This window comes from Kribbella jejuensis (assembly GCF_006715085.1).
GTDB lineage: Bacteria > Actinomycetota > Actinomycetes > Propionibacteriales > Kribbellaceae > Kribbella > Kribbella jejuensis.
Window position 1 is genome coordinate 645,261 of sequence record NZ_VFMM01000001.1, and the last position, 15,038, is coordinate 660,298.

Genomic DNA, 15,038 nt, shown 5'->3' on the forward strand with positions numbered 1-15,038 from the left:
CCTCCCGGGCCTATTCAACTCCTCAACTACTGCGCGCTGCTAGTGGCTGAGATGGCCAGGCGGGTCTCTTCGTTGATCAGATCGAAGTTGATACCGGCCGCGGTCATCAGACCGGCCGCGGCCGACGGCATCACCTGGGCCATCGGGCTGCTGACGTTGCCGGCCGCGAACACACCAGGAACACCTGTAGCGCCCATGGCATCGACCTGGATCGCCGTGCCGACCTCTACGCCGTTGGCCTCCACCACCGTCGTTTCCAGACCCAGCTCGGCCAAGAAACCTGCACGGGCGCGAACGGTCGTCTGAACCGCGAGAGCCTGCAGTGCGACGACCTTCCCGCCCTCCAGCCGTACCCCGGTGAGCTTGTCGTGGGACACCTCGACCTGCTCGACTTTGCCTTGGACTACAGCGATTCCACGCGCAGCCAGCTGTTCCCACTGCTCCTCGGTCGGCTCCGGCGCCGTGTGCAGGAACAGGGTCACGTCGTCGCTCAGCTGCCGGAACAGCTGCACCTGGTGCATGGCCATCGGGCTGGTCGCCAGCACACCGATCGCCTGGTCCTTGACCTCCCAGCCGTGGCAGTACGGGCAGTGCACCACGTCCTTCCCCCAGCGTTCAGCCAGCCCAGGTACGTCGGGCAGCACGTCGGTGAGACCAGTAGTCACCAGCAGCCGCCTGCTGTTGTACGCCGTACCGTCAGCTTCAACCGTGAAGCCTCCGTCGCCATCGGGCCGTGCGCTCGTCACGGTGGCGTCGGCGAACTCACCGCCGTACCCCTGCACCTCCTGGCGGCCGATGGCGTAGAGCTCGGCAGGCGGTACGCCGTCCCGGGTGAGGAAATTGTGCACACCGTCGGCGGGAGCGTTGCGCGGCGTGCCGTCGTCGATCACCAGCACCGACCGGCGGGACCGGACCAGGGCGAGCGCTCCGCTCAACCCGGCCGCACCGCCACCGATCACGATCACGTCGTACTGCGTCTGTGTTGTCATGCCTCCGAGGATGCGTGGTGGTTTTCATTTTCGACAAGTAGAGTTGCCGGTATGGCAAACGACGAGGACGTTCTCGAGTCGGTCGGACCGCGGCTGCGGGCGCTCCGCCTCGAGCGCGGTACGACGCTGGCGCAACTGTCCGACGCCACCGGGATCTCGGTGAGCACCCTGTCCCGGCTGGAGTCCGGGCAACGCCGGCCGACGCTGGAGCTGCTGCTGCCGCTCGCCCGGGCGCACCAGGTGCAGCTGGACGAGCTGGTGGACGCGCCGCCGACCGGCGACCCGAGGATCTACGCCAAGCCGATCAAACGGCACGGCTCGATCCACATCCCGCTCAGCCGGCGGCCGGGTGGACTGCAGGCGTTCAAGCAGATCCTCCCAGAGGGCTACCCGGGCAACGACGTCGAGCAGAAGACCCATGAGGGCTACGACTGGTTCTACGTGCTGTCGGGCCGGATCCGGCTCAAGCTCGGCGACCAGGACTTCGTGGTCAAGGAGGGTGAGGTCGCCGAGTTCGACTGTCGCGTGCCGCACTGGTTCTCCAACCCGGGACCTGGACCGACTGAGGTGCTATGTCTGTACGGCCCGCAGGGGGAGCGGCTGCATGTCCGAGCGCGAACCAGATGACAGGAGAGACCTAGTGAGCGTCGCGTTGTTCACCTTGGGCGGGACGATCTCGATGGCCGGCAGCCAGCGGCTGACCGGCGCGGACCTCACCGCTGCCATGCCAGGACTGCCGGACCTGGGACACCAGGTGGAGATCCAGGACATCGAGAAGGTCCCCAGTGCCAACCTGACCGCAGCAAAGCTGCTGGAGGTCGTCGACGCTGCCTCCAAGGCCGTGGCGGCCGGCGCGGCAGGGGCCGTGGTAACGCAGGGCACCGACACGCTCGAAGAGAGTGCGTTCCTCGCTGACCTGGTCTGGCCGCATCCACAGCCTCTCGTCTTCACAGGGGCGATGCGGAACCCGACCCTGGCCGGTCCTGACGGCCCTGCGAACCTCCTGGCCGCCCTGCGCGTCGCCTGCTCCCCTGCGGCACGTGACCTCGGCGCACTGGTCGTCTTCAACGAGGAGATCCACGCAGCGCGCTGGGTACGCAAGACACACAGCACGAGTACGGCGACGTTCGTGTCACCGAACACGGGGCCGATCGGACACGTCGTCGAGGACCAGGTGCGCGTTCTGACCCGACCGCAGCGGCTGGACGGTGTACAGGGCAGCGCCGAGCCCACCGAGCTCGACCGGATCCACGTCGCGCTCTACACAGTCACACTGGACGACGACGGACTGCTCCTGCGCGGGCTGGCCGACACGCACCAGGGTCTCGTCATAGCGGGGTACGGCGTCGGTCACGTGCCCGCTGCGCTCGCTCCGGTGCTCGGAGAGCTGGCCACGCGGATCCCTGTCGTCCTGACATCGCGCACCGGCGCGGGCTCCGTGGTCCGCAACACGTACCACTCCCCCGGCTCCGAGACCGATCTGCTGCAGCGCGGGCTGATCGACGGCGGGTTCCTCGACCCGTACAAGGCACGCGTGCTGCTTCGGTTGCTGTTGGCAACGGATGACGACGTCGAGACGGCGTTCTCGCAGTACGCCTAGCTGAGGGAGGCTGCCTTGCCCATCAGGTAGTCGCGCTCGGGCAGGCTCGTGGTAGCGCGGGCCGCCGCGCGGAAGTGCTCGGCGGCGGTCTCGCGGTCGCCACGCATCTCGTACAGGTGCCCGCGGGTCGCATCCAGGCGGTGGTGGCCGGCCAGTTCGGCGTCCAGCGGTTCGAGCAGCTTCAGGCCGGCGTCGGGCCCGTCGACCATCGCGGCCGCGATCGCCCGGTTGAGCTTCACCATCGGGTTGCCGGACAGGTTCTCCAGCAGGCCGTACAGCGCGAGGATCTGCGGCCAGTCGGTCTCCTCCGCGCGGTCCACCTCGTCGTGCAGGGCAGCGATCGCCGCTTGCAGCTGGTACTCGCCGAGCGGTGGCGTGTCGAACGCCTCGACCGCGAGCGCCACGCCCTCGGTGATGTAGTCGTGGTTCCACAGCGACCGGTCCTGCTCCGCCAGCGGGATGAGCTCGCCCCGCGGCCCGGTCCGTGCCGCCCGCCTGGCGTCGGTCAGCAGCATCAGAGCGAGCAGACCGGTCACCTGCCCGTCCTCGGGGAGCTGAGCCCGTACGGCGCGGGTCAGACGGATCGCCTCACTCGACAGGTCGCTGCGGTGCAGCTCGGGCCCGCTCGTGCTCGTGTAGCCCTCGTTGAACATGAGGTAGAGCACGTGCAGCACGTTGCGCAGCCGGTCCGGGTCGGCGCTCAGTTCGAAGCTGGCGCCTTTGAGCTTCGACTTGGCACGGCTGATCCGCTGCGCCATGGTCGCTTCGGGCACCAGGTAGGCCGTGGCTATCTCAGCTGTGGTGAGCCCACCGACGGCTCGTAGCGTCAGGGCGATCGCAGACGCCGGGGTGAGTTCAGGGTGACAGCACAGGAACAGCAGGCGGAGGGTGTCGTCGTACTCCTCCACCTCTCCGAGCGGGACCTCGCGGAGCGCCGCGCGTTCTTCACGGCGCCGCCGCGCCTGCTGCTGGCGCACCTCGTCGATGAACCGCCGCGAGGCTGTCTGGATCAGCCAGGCCTTCGGGTTGTCGGGACGACCGTCCCGCGGCCACGTGGTCGCAGCCGCGAGCAGGGCCTCCTGGACGGCGTCCTCGGCCGCGGCGAAATCACCGGACCAGCGCACGACAGCACCGAGGACCTGCGGCGTCAGCTCACGCAGCAGGTCCTCGAAATGCTCGTCAGTAGTCTTCGAGGTCGCCATCCGAATCCATGACCCGACGGACTTCGATCGGTTGCTCGAGCGGCACGCCGCCCGGCCCCGGCGCGGCGGACTGCTCCGCGGCGATCTCCAGCGCCCGCTCCTCCGACTCGACGTCGATCATCGTGTAGCCGGCCAGGACCTCCTTGGACTCGGCGTACGGACCGTCGGTCAGCACCGGAGCGCTCACACCGTTGGCCCGCACGACCTTGGCGTGCTTGGGCCAGGTCAGCCCGTTCACCTCGACCAGCTCACCGCTCTGCCGCAGCCGCTCGAGGCCGTCGCTCAGGTGCTTCAGGTGCGCGTCCATGTCGGCCTTGTCCCACTCCAGCATCGGCACGTCGCAGTTCCCGCCGTCCATGTTCATCAGCAGCATGAACTTCGTCATCAGGGTCCTCCTAGTTCGGGATGTCTACCCGGGAGACGGAGCCGTTGGCCGGTTCTCTACATCAGTCCAGCCATCAGTCCAGGAGGGCGTCGACGAACTGTTCGGGCTCGAACGGCGCCAGGTCGTCGGGGCCCTCACCGAGGCCGACCAGCTTCACCGGTACGCCGAGTTCGCGCTGCACCGCGATCACGATGCCGCCCTTCGCCGTACCGTCCAGCTTGGTCAGCACCAGGCCGGTGACGTTGATGACCTCGGCGAACACGCGCGCCTGGGTGAGACCGTTCTGACCGGTGGTGGCGTCGATGACGAGCAGGACCTCGTCGACCTCGGCGGTCTTCTCGATCACCCGCTTCACCTTGCCGAGCTCGTCCATCAGACCGGTCTTGGTGTGCAGGCGGCCGGCGGTGTCGACCAGTACGACGTCCGCCTCCTCCTCGATGCCCTCCTTGACCGCGTCGAACGCGATGCTGGCCGGGTCGCCGCCCTCAGGACCCCGCACGGTCCGGGCGCCGACGCGCTCACCCCAGGTCTGCAGCTGGTCGGCCGCGGCCGCACGGAAGGTGTCGGCGGCACCGAGGACGACAGTCTTGTCCTCGGCGATCAGCACGCGCGCCAGGCGACCGACGGTGGTGGTCTTGCCGGTCCCGTTCACGCCGACCATCAGGATGACGGCGGGCTGACCGTCCTTGCGGCTCGCCTTGAGCGACCGGTCCATCGACGGGTCGACCAGGTTCACCAGCTCCTCGCGGAGGATCTCTCTCGCCTGCGCGGCACCCACACCCTCGACGCGCATCCGGGTCCGCAGGTGTTCGACCAGCTCCTGCGTGGGCGCCACACCGACGTCCGCGGTGATCAGCGTGGTCTCGATGTCCTCCCACGCTTCCTCGTCGAGCTTGTCGCGGGACAGCAGCGCGAGCAGACCCTTGCCGAGCGAACCCTGCGAGCGCGCCAGCCGGGCGCGCAGCCGGACCAGGCGGCCCTGCGCGGACTCCGGCTTCTCGAGCGTCGTCGTCGTTTCCGGCAGCTCGGTGTCCTCGAGCGTGCGGGTCGGGGTGTCGCGCGGTTCCTCCGCGTCCTCGCCGACCCGCGGCTCGGTGGTCTCAGTGGTCTCGGTGGTCTCGGGGGCCTCGACCTGGGGTTTGGTGGCCGCGGGCAGCTCCCGGCGGCGCCGGCGGGTGACGACCAGGCCGGTGGTACCGACGACCAGCACGACCGCGATCGCGACCACGATCGTGATCAGCGCCTGGTCGGTCAGCATCGGGAGGAGCATCGAGATCAGCTGTGGGGTCAACACGGTTCCCCATCTTGACAGACGCCCGGCCCGCCGCACGCATTCGTCACGTCAGGCAAACCAGCTGTCGCGGTAGGTGATCGGGTACCAGCTCGGGGCGGTGGGTGAGCAGGACCACGGTCCGGTCGCCGGCGGCCGCGAAGAGGTCTGCCAGCAGGGCACGGCCGGTCTCCTCGTCCAGGTGCTCGGTGGGCTCGTCCAGGACGAGTACGTCGCGCTCGGCGAGCAGCAGGCGGGCGAACGCGAGCCGCTGGCGCTCACCGCCGGACAGCCGTGCGCCGTGCTCGCCGACCATCGTGTCGAGGCCGTCGGGCAGGTTCTCGACGAAGACCCCGAGACGGGCGCGGTAGAGGGCCTTCCACAGCTGCAGGTCGCTGACGCCGGGCTTGGCGAGGAGAAGGTTCTCGCGGATGGTCGTGTCGAAGACGTGGCTCTCCTGGGTCAGTAGGCCGACTACTGAGCGCACTTGGTCGCCTTCGAGCTTCGACAGATCTACGCCGTCCAGGAGTACCTCTCCGCCGCGGGGCTCGAGGAAACGGAGCAGGACGGCTGCCAGCGTGCTCTTGCCGGAGCCGCTGGGGCCTGTGATCACCACGCGGCTTCCCGCCGGCAGGTCGAGGCTCAGGTCGTTCAGTACGTCGGTGTCGTCGTACCCGACTCGTAGGAGGTTCACGTGGAGGTCGCGGCCGGGTGGGAGCGGCACGGGGTTGGTTGGTTCGGTTACTGGTTCCGGTGTGTCGATGAGTTCTTGGACTCGGGCGAGGGAGGCTCGGTTGCGGATCGCCAGCTGCGCGGCGGCGGGGATTCCGCCGAGTACGTCGGCCAGGGCGAGCGGGGTGAGTACCAGTACTGCGAAGACGGCGCCGGTGATGTTCGCCGTACTGCCGAGGATGAGGGCTGCCACGCTGGCGCCGCCGATGCACACGACGAGGAGTGCACTGCCCAAGCCGGTGCTCCACGCGGAACGGCGCTCGGCGGCGGCTAGGCGGGCGTCGCGGGTGGTGAAGTCTTGGAGGACGGTGTCGACGGCGTTGTAGGCGAGTACGTCGGCTGCGGTGAGCAGGGTTTCGGTCGTGGTGGCTGCTACGTCACCGCGGGCGCCGGCGAGGTTGCGCTCGGCACGGCGGGCGGTGCGGGCGGTCAGCCACGGTACGACGGTGCAGGCCACCAGTACCGCGAGAGCCGTCGCTGCTCCCGCGGCGGGCAGAAGCAGCGCCAACAGCCCGACTGTGGCTGCCGCCGTGATGACAGCAACGGCCACGGGCAGCAGGACGCGCAGCCACAGGTCCAGTACGGCATCCACATCCAGCACCAACCGGGCGAGCAAGTCCCCCTTCCGCTGCCCACCCAACGGCGCCAGCTTCTCCAACCGCCCGGTGATCCGCCCCCGCGTCTCGCCCAGCACCCGGTAGGCGGCGTCGTGTCCCACCAACCGCTCGACGTACCGGAACACACCCCGCCCCACCCCAAACCCCCGCACCGCCACAATCGGCACCATCAACAACAACACCGGTGGCTGCCCCGCCGCTGCCGTAATCAACCACGCCGAAGTAGCCAACAACCCAACCGACGACCCCGCGGCCGCTACCCCCAGCCCCAAAGCCAGTACAAGCCGCCAAACCACCCCACCCCGCGGCCGCGCCAACTCCCAGTCGGTGTTCATGCGTTCACCAGCTCTCGGGTTCCTACTGGGACTGTGCGGTCGGCTGCTGCTATCAGGGCGGGGCGGTGGGCGATCATGAGGATTGTTTTGCCGGTGGTGCCGAGGGATTGGATTACTGCGGCTTCGGTGGTTGGGTCCAGGCCGGCTGTGGGTTCGTCCAGGAGGAGTACGGGGGCTTCGGTCAGGAGGGCTCTGGCTAGGGCTACTCGGCGTTGTTGGCCGCCGGAGAGTTGGTGGCCTTGTTCGCCTACCTGTTTGTTCAGGGGGAGGTCGGGGGCGCCTGCGGTGGTCAGGGCGGTGCGGACTTCTGCGTCGGTGGCATCCGGGCGGGAGAGGCGGACGTTGTCTGCCACGGTGCCCAGGCGGAGGCCGGGAGACTGCGGGACCCAGGCGAACTGGCGGCGCCACTCGGCCGGGTCGAACTCGTCGGCAGCCGTCCCGCCCGCCACGACGACGCCGCGGTCGGGGGTGACGAAGCCGAGCAACACGGACAGGACTGTGGACTTGCCGGCGCCGCTCGGGCCGGTCAGGGCAACGACCTCGCCCGGGTGAAGCTCCAGGTCGAACCCTTCCAACGCAGGCTCCGTACGGCCCGGGTACGTCACAGTCACGTCGTACAACTGCAAAGGCGTCACCCGCAGATCCGGTACGTCGGTCCGCTCCCCCCGCACCGGCAGCGGCGTCTCCAGTACGCGGAACACCTCCTCGCTCGCGGCCACCCCGTCAGCGCTCGCGTGGAACTGCATCCCCACCTGCCGCAGCGGCAGATAAGCCTCCGGGGCCAGGATCAGCACCATCAACGCCGTCTCCAGCCCGAGCTTCCCGTCCACCAGCCGCAGCCCGACCCCGACCGCAACCAACGCCACCGACAGACTGGCCAGCAACTCCAGCGCGAACGACGACAAGAACGCGACCCGCAAGCTCCCCATCGACGCGGCCCGGTGCTGATCGGTCACGCGTCGTACGGCGGACTCCTGCGCCTTGGCGCGACCGAACAGCTTCAGCGTCGTGAGTCCACCGACAACATCCGCGAAGTGATGCGCCAGCACAGCCAGCGCATGCTGCCGGCGCCGGCTGCGCGCCTGCGTCACCCAACCGATCAGCACCATGAAGATCGGGATCAGCGGCAACGTCACCACCACCGTCCCCGCCGCGATCAGGTCACCAGTAGCCATCCATCCGATCACCCCAGCGGGCACAGTGGAGGCAAGAACCAACTGCGGCAGGTAGCGAGCGAAGTACGGATCCAGGTCATCCAGGCCCTTCGTCAGCAACGTGGTGAGCGCGCTGCTCCGTTCCCCACTCAGCCACACGGGCCCGAGCTTCAACGAGTGCTCCAGCACCTGCCGGCGCAACGTGGACTTCACCGCGGCCGCAGCACGTTGCGCGACGACTTCCTGCGCCCACACCAGCAGTGCCCGTCCAAGCACGACTGCTACCAGACCCCACGCGACCGCACCGACAGCGGTGCCCCGCAGTACGACGCCGGCGATGCCATGCGCCAGCAGCACCGCCTGCCCGATGATCAGCACGCCACTGGCGACCCCGATCACCACAGACGCAGCCAGGAACACCCGGGCACCACGTGCGCGCCGGAGCAGCCGGGGGTCGAGCGGCTTCATGCGGCCACGACCCGCTTGCGGAACACCCAGTACGTCCAGCCCTGGTACAGCAGCACCAGCGGCAGGAAGATCGCGGTGATGATCGTCATCGCCTTGAGCGTGTACGGCGAGGACGCGGCGTCCGCTGCGGTCAAGGAGGTCGCGGCAACCGTTGACGGCATCACCTCCGGGAACAACGCGACGAACAACGACACCACAGCCAGCCCGATCGCCAGTGTCGTACCGACGAAGGCCCACCCCTCGCGCCGCAGTACGTTCGCGACCAGACCGCCCGCGAAAGCGACGATCGCGGCCACCGCAATCACCACCGACGCCGTGTCGCCCCGCAGCGCCTGCGCCCAGAGCAGGAAGGCGATCGCCAGCACCGCCGCGACCACGCCGAGCCGGGTCGCGAGCCGGTTGGCGCGGGCCCGCAGGTCATGCGTCGTCCGCAACGCCAGGAAGATCGCGCCGTGCGTGACGAACACCGCGATGAAGGTCAGCCCGCCGAGCAGCGCGAACGGGTTCAGCAACGTCCCGAAGCTGCCGACGTACTCGTGAGCCTGGTCCAGCGGTACGCCGCGCACGATGTTGCCGAAGGCAACGCCCCAGAGCAGCGCCGGAAGCAGCGACCCGACCACGATCATCACGTCCATCCGGGACCGCCAGACCGGGTCGTCCCGCTTGCCGCGGTACTCCAGCGCGACGCCGCGGACGATCAATCCGACCAGGATGAAGAACAACGGCAGGTAGAACCCGCTGAACAGCGTCGCGTACCACTCCGGGAAGGCCGCGAACGTCGCCGCACCGGCCATGATCAGCCAGACCTCGTTGCCGTCCCAGACCGGGCCGATGGTCTCGATCGCGGCCCGTCGTTCGGTCTCGTTGCGGCCGAGCACGCGGTACAGCATGCCGACGCCGAAGTCGAAGCCCTCGAGGACGAAGTACCCGGTCCAGAGCATCGCGATCGCGATGAACCACACAGTCGTCAGTTCCATGTCGGCCTCTCAGTACGCGAACGACAGCGGCTTGTCGGGCTGGTCGGAGTCGGTGTCCGGCGGCGCGTCCGTCCCGGCCAGGCCGCCGCGGATCGTCCGCAGCATCAGCTTGGTCTCGACCACCGCGAGCGCGCCGTACAGCGCGGTGAACCCGACCAGCGAGGTGATCACCTCACCGCCGGTCGTCCCGGGCGAGACACCCGATGCCGTCGGCAACAACCCGAACACCAGCCACGGTTGCCGCCCGGTCTCGGTGAAGATCCAGCCGAACGTGTTGGCGATCAGCGGCAACAGCGGCAGCGGGGCCACCGCCCAGATCAGCCAGTGCGCCGGCGCGCGGCCGCGGCGGGTCGTCCAGAGCAGCCACACGGCGATCGCGGCGGACAGCATCCCGACGCCGATCATCAGGCGGAAGGTCCAGTACGTCAGCGGGATGTTCGGCTTGTACGAGCCCGGTCCGTACAGCTGTTCGTACGCGTCCTGCAGCGAGTTGATCCCCTGCACCTTACCGCCGAAGTGCCCGGTCGCGAGGAACGACAGCAGGTACGGCACCTTGATCGAGAAGATCTCCTTAGACCCGTCCAGCGTGCCCACCGTGAACACCGAGAACGACGCCGGCTTCTCGGTCTCGTACAGCGCCTCGGCCGCCGCCATCTTCATCGGCTGCACCTCGGTCATCACCTTGCCCTGCAGGTCACCGCTGATCGCCACACCGACGCTTGCGACGAGCACGACGGACGCGCCGATCTTCAGGGCGCTCCGGAAGACATCGCGGTCGATCGACGGCCGCCGGAGCAGGTGCCACAGCGCGACCCCCGCGACGAACGCCCCACCGACCATGAATGCGGCGAAGATCGTGTGCGGATAGGTGACGAGCACCACCTTGTTGGTCAATACCGCCCACAGATCGGTCAGCTCGGCCCGGCCGCGCGCAGCGTTGTAGCGGAAACCCACCGGGTGCTGCATCCAGGAGTTCGCCGCCAGGATGAAGTACGCCGAGAGCTGCGTGCCGAGCACGACCATCCAGATGCAGCCGAGGTGCACGAGCTTGGGCAGCCGTTCCCAGCCGAAGATCCACAGGCCGATGAACGTCGACTCGAGGAAGAACGCGAGCAGGCCCTCGAGCGCCAGCGGCGCACCGAACACGTCCCCGACGAACCGCGAGTAGTCGCTCCAGTTCATCCCGAACTGGAACTCCTGCACCAGGCCGGTGACCACACCCATCGCGATGTTGATCAGGAACAGCTTCCCGTAGAACTTGGTCAGCCGGAGGTACTTCTCCTTCCCGGTCCGGTACCACGCGGTCTGCAGGCCGGCCGTGATCGCGACCAGCGAGATCGTCACCGGCACGAAGAAGAAGTGGTACACGGTGGTGATCGCGAACTGCCAGCGCGCCAGGTCGAGGGTGTCCATCGGAAGGCCTCCCAGCCCATCTACGACGTTACGTAGTAGATGCTAGCGCAGATCTACTACATCCTGTAGTTATACTGGTCACGTGGCGAGTGAGGAGAAGGGCCCGCGCCCCCTGGGCGACTTGGAACGCCTGGTGATGGAACAGCTCTGGGCGGCTCCGGCCGCGCTGACCGTACGCGAGGTGCACGAGCAGCTGTCCGGCACGCGCGAGCTCGCGTACACCACCGTGATGACCGTGCTGGACCGGCTGGCGAAGAAGAAGCTGACCGACCGCGAGCGCGACGGCAAGGCCTGGCGCTATCGTGCGGCCGCCCCGCGCGAGGAGCTCGCCGCTGACCTCATGCGGGACGCCCTGGACCGTGCCGGTGACCGCCGCGAGGCCCTGGTCCGTTTCGTCGGGCAGGTCACCGACGAAGAGGCCGCACTGCTCCGTGAGGCGCTGTCCAGGTTGGACGAGCAGGGGTGACTGCCCCGGTCCTGCTGGCCGTCCTGGCGCTGGTACTCACCGGCCCGGCTCCGGCTCTGCTGGCTCGTTCCAACTGGCCCTACCGGGTCCCCCGCGCCGCCGTCATCCTCTGGCAGGCGATCGCCTTGGCCGCGGTACTGGCTGCGCTCGGTGCAGGGATCTCTTTGTCGTACTGGATCGCCGGCCGTCCCGGTCAGCCCAGGTTCGACCCGTCGTCGCCGCGGGACCTGCTGGCCGCACTGATCCTCGCCATGGTCGCCCTGGTCGTCGTACGGCTGCTGTGGGCCGAAGGACGTGTCGCGGTCGGCACCAGAGCCAGGCGTAAGCGGCACCGTGATCTGGTCGACGTACTGGCCACACCGGACGGGCTGATCCCAGGGCTACGCGTGCTGGCCGAGGAGACACCACTGGCGTACTGCCTGCCTGCACTACGTGGAGCCCGCGTCGTCGTCTCTGTCGGCGCGCTGGACCGCCTGGACGACAGCGAACTCAAGGCAGTGCTGGCCCACGAGCAGGCTCACCTGCGTGCACGGCACGACCTTGTGCTCGAGGAGTTCACCGCGCTGCACCACGCGTTCCCCCGCTGGGTGCGGAGCGACGTAGCGCTCGAGCAGGCGCGCACGCTGGTGGAACTGCTCGCAGACGACGACGCCCGCCGCCGCAACGGAGCACGACCGCTCGCGCGCGCCCTGGTCGCTCTCGCGGGAGCACCCGCGCCGGACGCTGCCCTGGCCGCAGCCAAGTCCGCCACGGTACTGCGCGTCCAACGACTCGCAGGGCCCGCGGGCAACGAGCGCGCGCTGTCAGCCATCACCTACGCGGCGGCGGCCGCGCTCCTCATCCTGCCCACGATCACCGTCGCAGCCCCGATCGTGAAGGCCATCGTGGACGCGGTGAGCTAGCCGAAGTGTTTACCCTCGCCTCGCGCGACGGCCAGCAGCACCAGCCCCGACAGAACCAACAGAACCACCATGGTGACGACGAATGTCAGCACTTCTCTCCCCGGATCCCCACACCCAATACAAAGCCTGACGTTCTCAACGGGACAGAAGTTCCCCGAATGCCTTGGCGATTTCGTCGACCTGCCACTCCAGCGTCAGCGGCGTCATCACCAGCTCGACCCAGGACCACCCCGGTACGTCGGCCGGCGTCCACGGACCGCACAACGCCTCGTGGGTCCGCTCCATCCGCTCGACCGCGACGCGCTCGATCGACTCGGCGGCGCGCGGCGCGTAGACCCGGAACGAGTTGGTGTGCGGCGGCTCCGGCAACACCCGGAAACCCTCGCTCTGCAAGGACATCGCGACTTCGACGGCCCGCTCGTGCAGGTCGGCCATCAGCGGGAGGACGGTCCGTAGACCGTTCCGCGCGGACACGGCGTACGGGAACAACGAATAGAGGTTGCCACCGAGCCGGCGCTGCCACCGGCGTACCTCGGCGATCACGTCCTCAGGTCCGGCCAGGGCGGCACCGCTGATCCCGCCGAGGACCTTGTAGAACGACACGTAGACGGTCGACGCCAGGGCGCCGATCTCGGCGAGGCTGTGCCCGAGGTACGGCGTACTCTCCCAGAGGCGGGCGCCGTCGAGGTGCAGCGGTACGCCGCGCTCGGCGCACGACCCGGCGAACACGACCAGCTCGTCCCACGTCGGCAGCACGAATCCGGCATCCCGCAACGGAAGTTCGAGCGTCACGGCGGCCAGCTTGCCGGGGATGGCGGCCAGCTCGTCCGGCCGTGGCTGGCGCGGCTCCGACGTCATCCGCTCGATGCGCAGGTGGTGTACCTCCTCCAGCGCGTTCAGCTCGTGCACCAGGAGGTGGGCCAGCCCGTGGACCGCGACGCGGTTGGTGGCGGCGCGATCGGCGTACACCCGGAGTACCGCTTGTTGGGCCATGATGCCGGTCGGGAGGAACACCGCGGCCGGCTTGCCGAGGAGCTCGGCGACCTCCTGCTCCAGCGTGGCTACTTCACCGCCGTTGCCGTAGACATCTACCTCGTCGTCTGTGACCACCTCGGCGAGCTGCCGCAACCGGTCCGCTGCCGGCAGCCGCCGGTTGGACAGCCAGCGCTCACAGTTGGCCGCCGCGTTCTTCCGTCGCTCTCGCAGGTCCTCGGAGGTAGTAGCCACAGGCCCATCCTCTCCTGTCCGGCAAGCTCTCTCAGATCGTGGCTGTGACCAGGTGCTTTCCCTGCACAGTCCTGATCTCCACCGAGTGCACCTCGTTCAGCGGGATCAGTACGCCGCCGCCGAACGTACTGCCGTTCTGTGCGGCCTTCTCGGAGACCTCCCAGCTACCTGCGACCCACGTGTAGCCCTCGTTGTTCGTGACGACCATCTCGCACTGGTCTCCGGCCTTCAGCCCGGTCAGCTGGACCTGCACCCAGCTCCAGCCCGGCCTCGGCTCCACGGTCGCCGTCATCCGCGTCCCGGTGTTGGTGTCGACCGTGCTCACCTGCTTCGACCCTGCGACCGGCTGGTCGCCGCCGGGCGCTGTCGATCGACCAAGCGCTACTCCACCGCCCAGGGCACCAGCAAACACCACAAGCGCTGCGGCCACCATCAGCCAGCGCGAGCGCCGCTTCGGCGGCACAGGTGCGGAGCGGACCTCGCGGAGCGTCCGCTGCAGCATGAGCTCGCCGTCCTCGGGCGGTCCCTCCAGGAACGCCTCCGGCGGCACCTCACCCAGGAGGTCGGTCAGCTCGCTCAGCTCCGTCACCTCCGCCCTGCACTCCGCACAGGTGGCCAGGTGCTCCTCGACCTCGGCGATGTCAGCCGGCTCCAGCGCACCCAGGACATAGGCGCCCAGCTGCGTACGGTCGTGCTCACTCATGGGCCACCTCCTCCTCGGACTTCTCTGCCAACACCGCGCGCAGAGCTCGGAGGGCGTAGTACGAACGCGATTTCACGGTACCGGGCGGAACGCCCAGCTCTTTGGCAGCTTCTGCCACGGACCGGCCGCGGTAGTACAGCTGCACCAGTACTTCACGGTGCTCGGGCGACACCTTGTCCAGCGCTTCCATCACCACCATGGTGTTCACCACCGACTCGGAGTGATCCCCCTCGACCGGTGGTCTGTCCACGACGTCGGCCACCTCGGCCGGCCGGGCCGCCCGGGCCCGGGCGCGGTCGGTGACCAGGTTCCGCGCGACGGTCAGCAGCCAGCCCCGCACCGACCCCTTCCCGGCGGCCAGGTCGTCCGCGTGCTTCCACGCCCGCAGCAGCGTTTCCTGTACGACGTCTTCGGCCGCGGCCCGGTCGCCGGTCAAACGGGTCGCGTACGCGAGCAGGCTGCGTCCGTGCTCGGCGTACAACGCGCGTATCAGGGTCTCGGCGTCGCGCCGTCCCGGGGTGTCACCCACCGACCGCACGATACCGGGATCGCCAGGTGCCGACACCAGGAAAGCACCCACCGAATCAGCAACCGCCAC

At 68.7% G+C, this 15,038-nt stretch carries 15 protein-coding genes; 4 read left to right on the top strand and 11 right to left on the bottom strand.

Features of this window, described 5'->3' with window-relative positions:
- Nucleotides 1–26: 26 nt before the first annotated feature.
- Nucleotides 27–989, bottom strand: coding sequence for an NAD(P)/FAD-dependent oxidoreductase (locus FB475_RS03045; protein ID WP_141852316.1), 963 nt, complete (start codon nt 987–989; stop codon nt 27–29).
- Between the two features lie 51 nt (nt 990–1,040).
- On the opposite strand from FB475_RS03045, the gene FB475_RS03050 reads away from it, so the two are divergent.
- Entirely contained in the window at nt 1,041–1,616 is a 576-nt protein-coding gene (locus FB475_RS03050) for a helix-turn-helix transcriptional regulator (RefSeq protein WP_141852318.1), read from the top strand.
- A gap of 13 nt (nt 1,617–1,629) precedes the next feature.
- Complete coding sequence (locus tag FB475_RS03055; protein ID WP_202878243.1) at nt 1,630–2,589, top strand: asparaginase; 960 nt, start codon at nt 1,630–1,632, stop codon at nt 2,587–2,589.
- Here FB475_RS03055 and FB475_RS03060 read toward each other — a convergent pair.
- The 7 genes from FB475_RS03060 to FB475_RS03090 form a co-directional block, all read right to left on the bottom strand.
- Nucleotides 2,586–3,791: an RNA polymerase sigma factor gene (locus FB475_RS03060; protein WP_141852322.1), complete on the bottom strand. Its 1,206-nt coding sequence runs from the start codon at nt 3,789–3,791 to the stop codon at nt 2,586–2,588. The genes FB475_RS03055 and FB475_RS03060 overlap by 4 nt on opposite strands.
- Nucleotides 3,769–4,176 (bottom strand): YciI family protein, encoded by a 408-nt coding sequence (locus tag FB475_RS03065; protein WP_141852324.1) that lies wholly within the window; start codon nt 4,174–4,176, stop codon nt 3,769–3,771. Before FB475_RS03065 ends, FB475_RS03060 begins: the two co-directional genes overlap by 23 nt.
- Nucleotides 4,177–4,249: 73 nt before the next feature.
- Nucleotides 4,250–5,434 carry a signal recognition particle-docking protein FtsY gene (ftsY, locus tag FB475_RS03070; protein ID WP_141857776.1) on the bottom strand — a complete coding sequence of 395 codons (1,185 nt, stop codon included), beginning with the start codon at nt 5,432–5,434 and terminating at the stop codon, nt 4,250–4,252.
- 79 nt (nt 5,435–5,513) lie between these two features.
- Nucleotides 5,514–7,130: a thiol reductant ABC exporter subunit CydC gene (gene cydC, locus FB475_RS03075; RefSeq protein ID WP_141852326.1), complete on the bottom strand. Its 1,617-nt coding sequence runs from the start codon at nt 7,128–7,130 to the stop codon at nt 5,514–5,516.
- A complete protein-coding gene (gene cydD, locus FB475_RS03080; protein WP_141852328.1) occupies nt 7,127–8,752 on the bottom strand; it encodes a thiol reductant ABC exporter subunit CydD in 1,626 nt (541 codons plus the stop codon). The genes cydC and cydD overlap by 4 nt, the downstream gene beginning before the upstream one ends.
- Nucleotides 8,749–9,729, bottom strand: a complete 981-nt coding sequence (gene cydB, locus FB475_RS03085; RefSeq protein ID WP_141852330.1) for a cytochrome d ubiquinol oxidase subunit II — start codon at nt 9,727–9,729, stop codon at nt 8,749–8,751. Before cydB ends, cydD begins: the two co-directional genes overlap by 4 nt.
- A 9-nt stretch (nt 9,730–9,738) precedes the next feature.
- Nucleotides 9,739–11,142 (bottom strand): cytochrome ubiquinol oxidase subunit I, encoded by a 1,404-nt coding sequence (locus FB475_RS03090; protein ID WP_141852332.1) that lies wholly within the window; start codon nt 11,140–11,142, stop codon nt 9,739–9,741.
- 82 nt (nt 11,143–11,224) lie between these two features.
- On the opposite strand from FB475_RS03090, the gene FB475_RS03095 reads away from it, so the two are divergent.
- Together FB475_RS03095 and FB475_RS03100 are read left to right on the top strand one after the other, a co-directional pair.
- On the top strand, nt 11,225–11,608 hold the full coding sequence (locus tag FB475_RS03095; RefSeq protein WP_141852334.1) for a BlaI/MecI/CopY family transcriptional regulator: 384 nt from the start codon (nt 11,225–11,227) through the stop codon (nt 11,606–11,608).
- Nucleotides 11,605–12,510, top strand: coding sequence for a M56 family metallopeptidase (locus tag FB475_RS03100; protein WP_141852336.1), 906 nt, complete (start codon nt 11,605–11,607; stop codon nt 12,508–12,510). Before FB475_RS03095 ends, FB475_RS03100 begins: the two co-directional genes overlap by 4 nt.
- Before the next feature lie 135 nt (nt 12,511–12,645).
- Here the strand turns inward: FB475_RS03100 and FB475_RS03105 are convergent, their stop codons facing one another.
- Genes FB475_RS03105 through FB475_RS03115 form a run of 3 tightly spaced genes read right to left on the bottom strand, consistent with a single transcriptional unit; the run spans nt 12,646 to nt 14,969 of the window.
- Nucleotides 12,646–13,737 (bottom strand): threonine aldolase family protein, encoded by a 1,092-nt coding sequence (locus tag FB475_RS03105; RefSeq protein WP_141852338.1) that lies wholly within the window; start codon nt 13,735–13,737, stop codon nt 12,646–12,648.
- Nucleotides 13,738–13,768: 31 nt separating this feature from the next.
- Nucleotides 13,769–14,440: an anti-sigma factor family protein gene (locus tag FB475_RS03110; RefSeq protein WP_141852340.1), complete on the bottom strand. Its 672-nt coding sequence runs from the start codon at nt 14,438–14,440 to the stop codon at nt 13,769–13,771.
- Nucleotides 14,433–14,969 (bottom strand): sigma-70 family RNA polymerase sigma factor, encoded by a 537-nt coding sequence (locus FB475_RS03115; protein ID WP_272952050.1) that lies wholly within the window; start codon nt 14,967–14,969, stop codon nt 14,433–14,435. Before FB475_RS03115 ends, FB475_RS03110 begins: the two co-directional genes overlap by 8 nt.
- Nucleotides 14,970–15,038 lie beyond the last annotated feature (69 nt).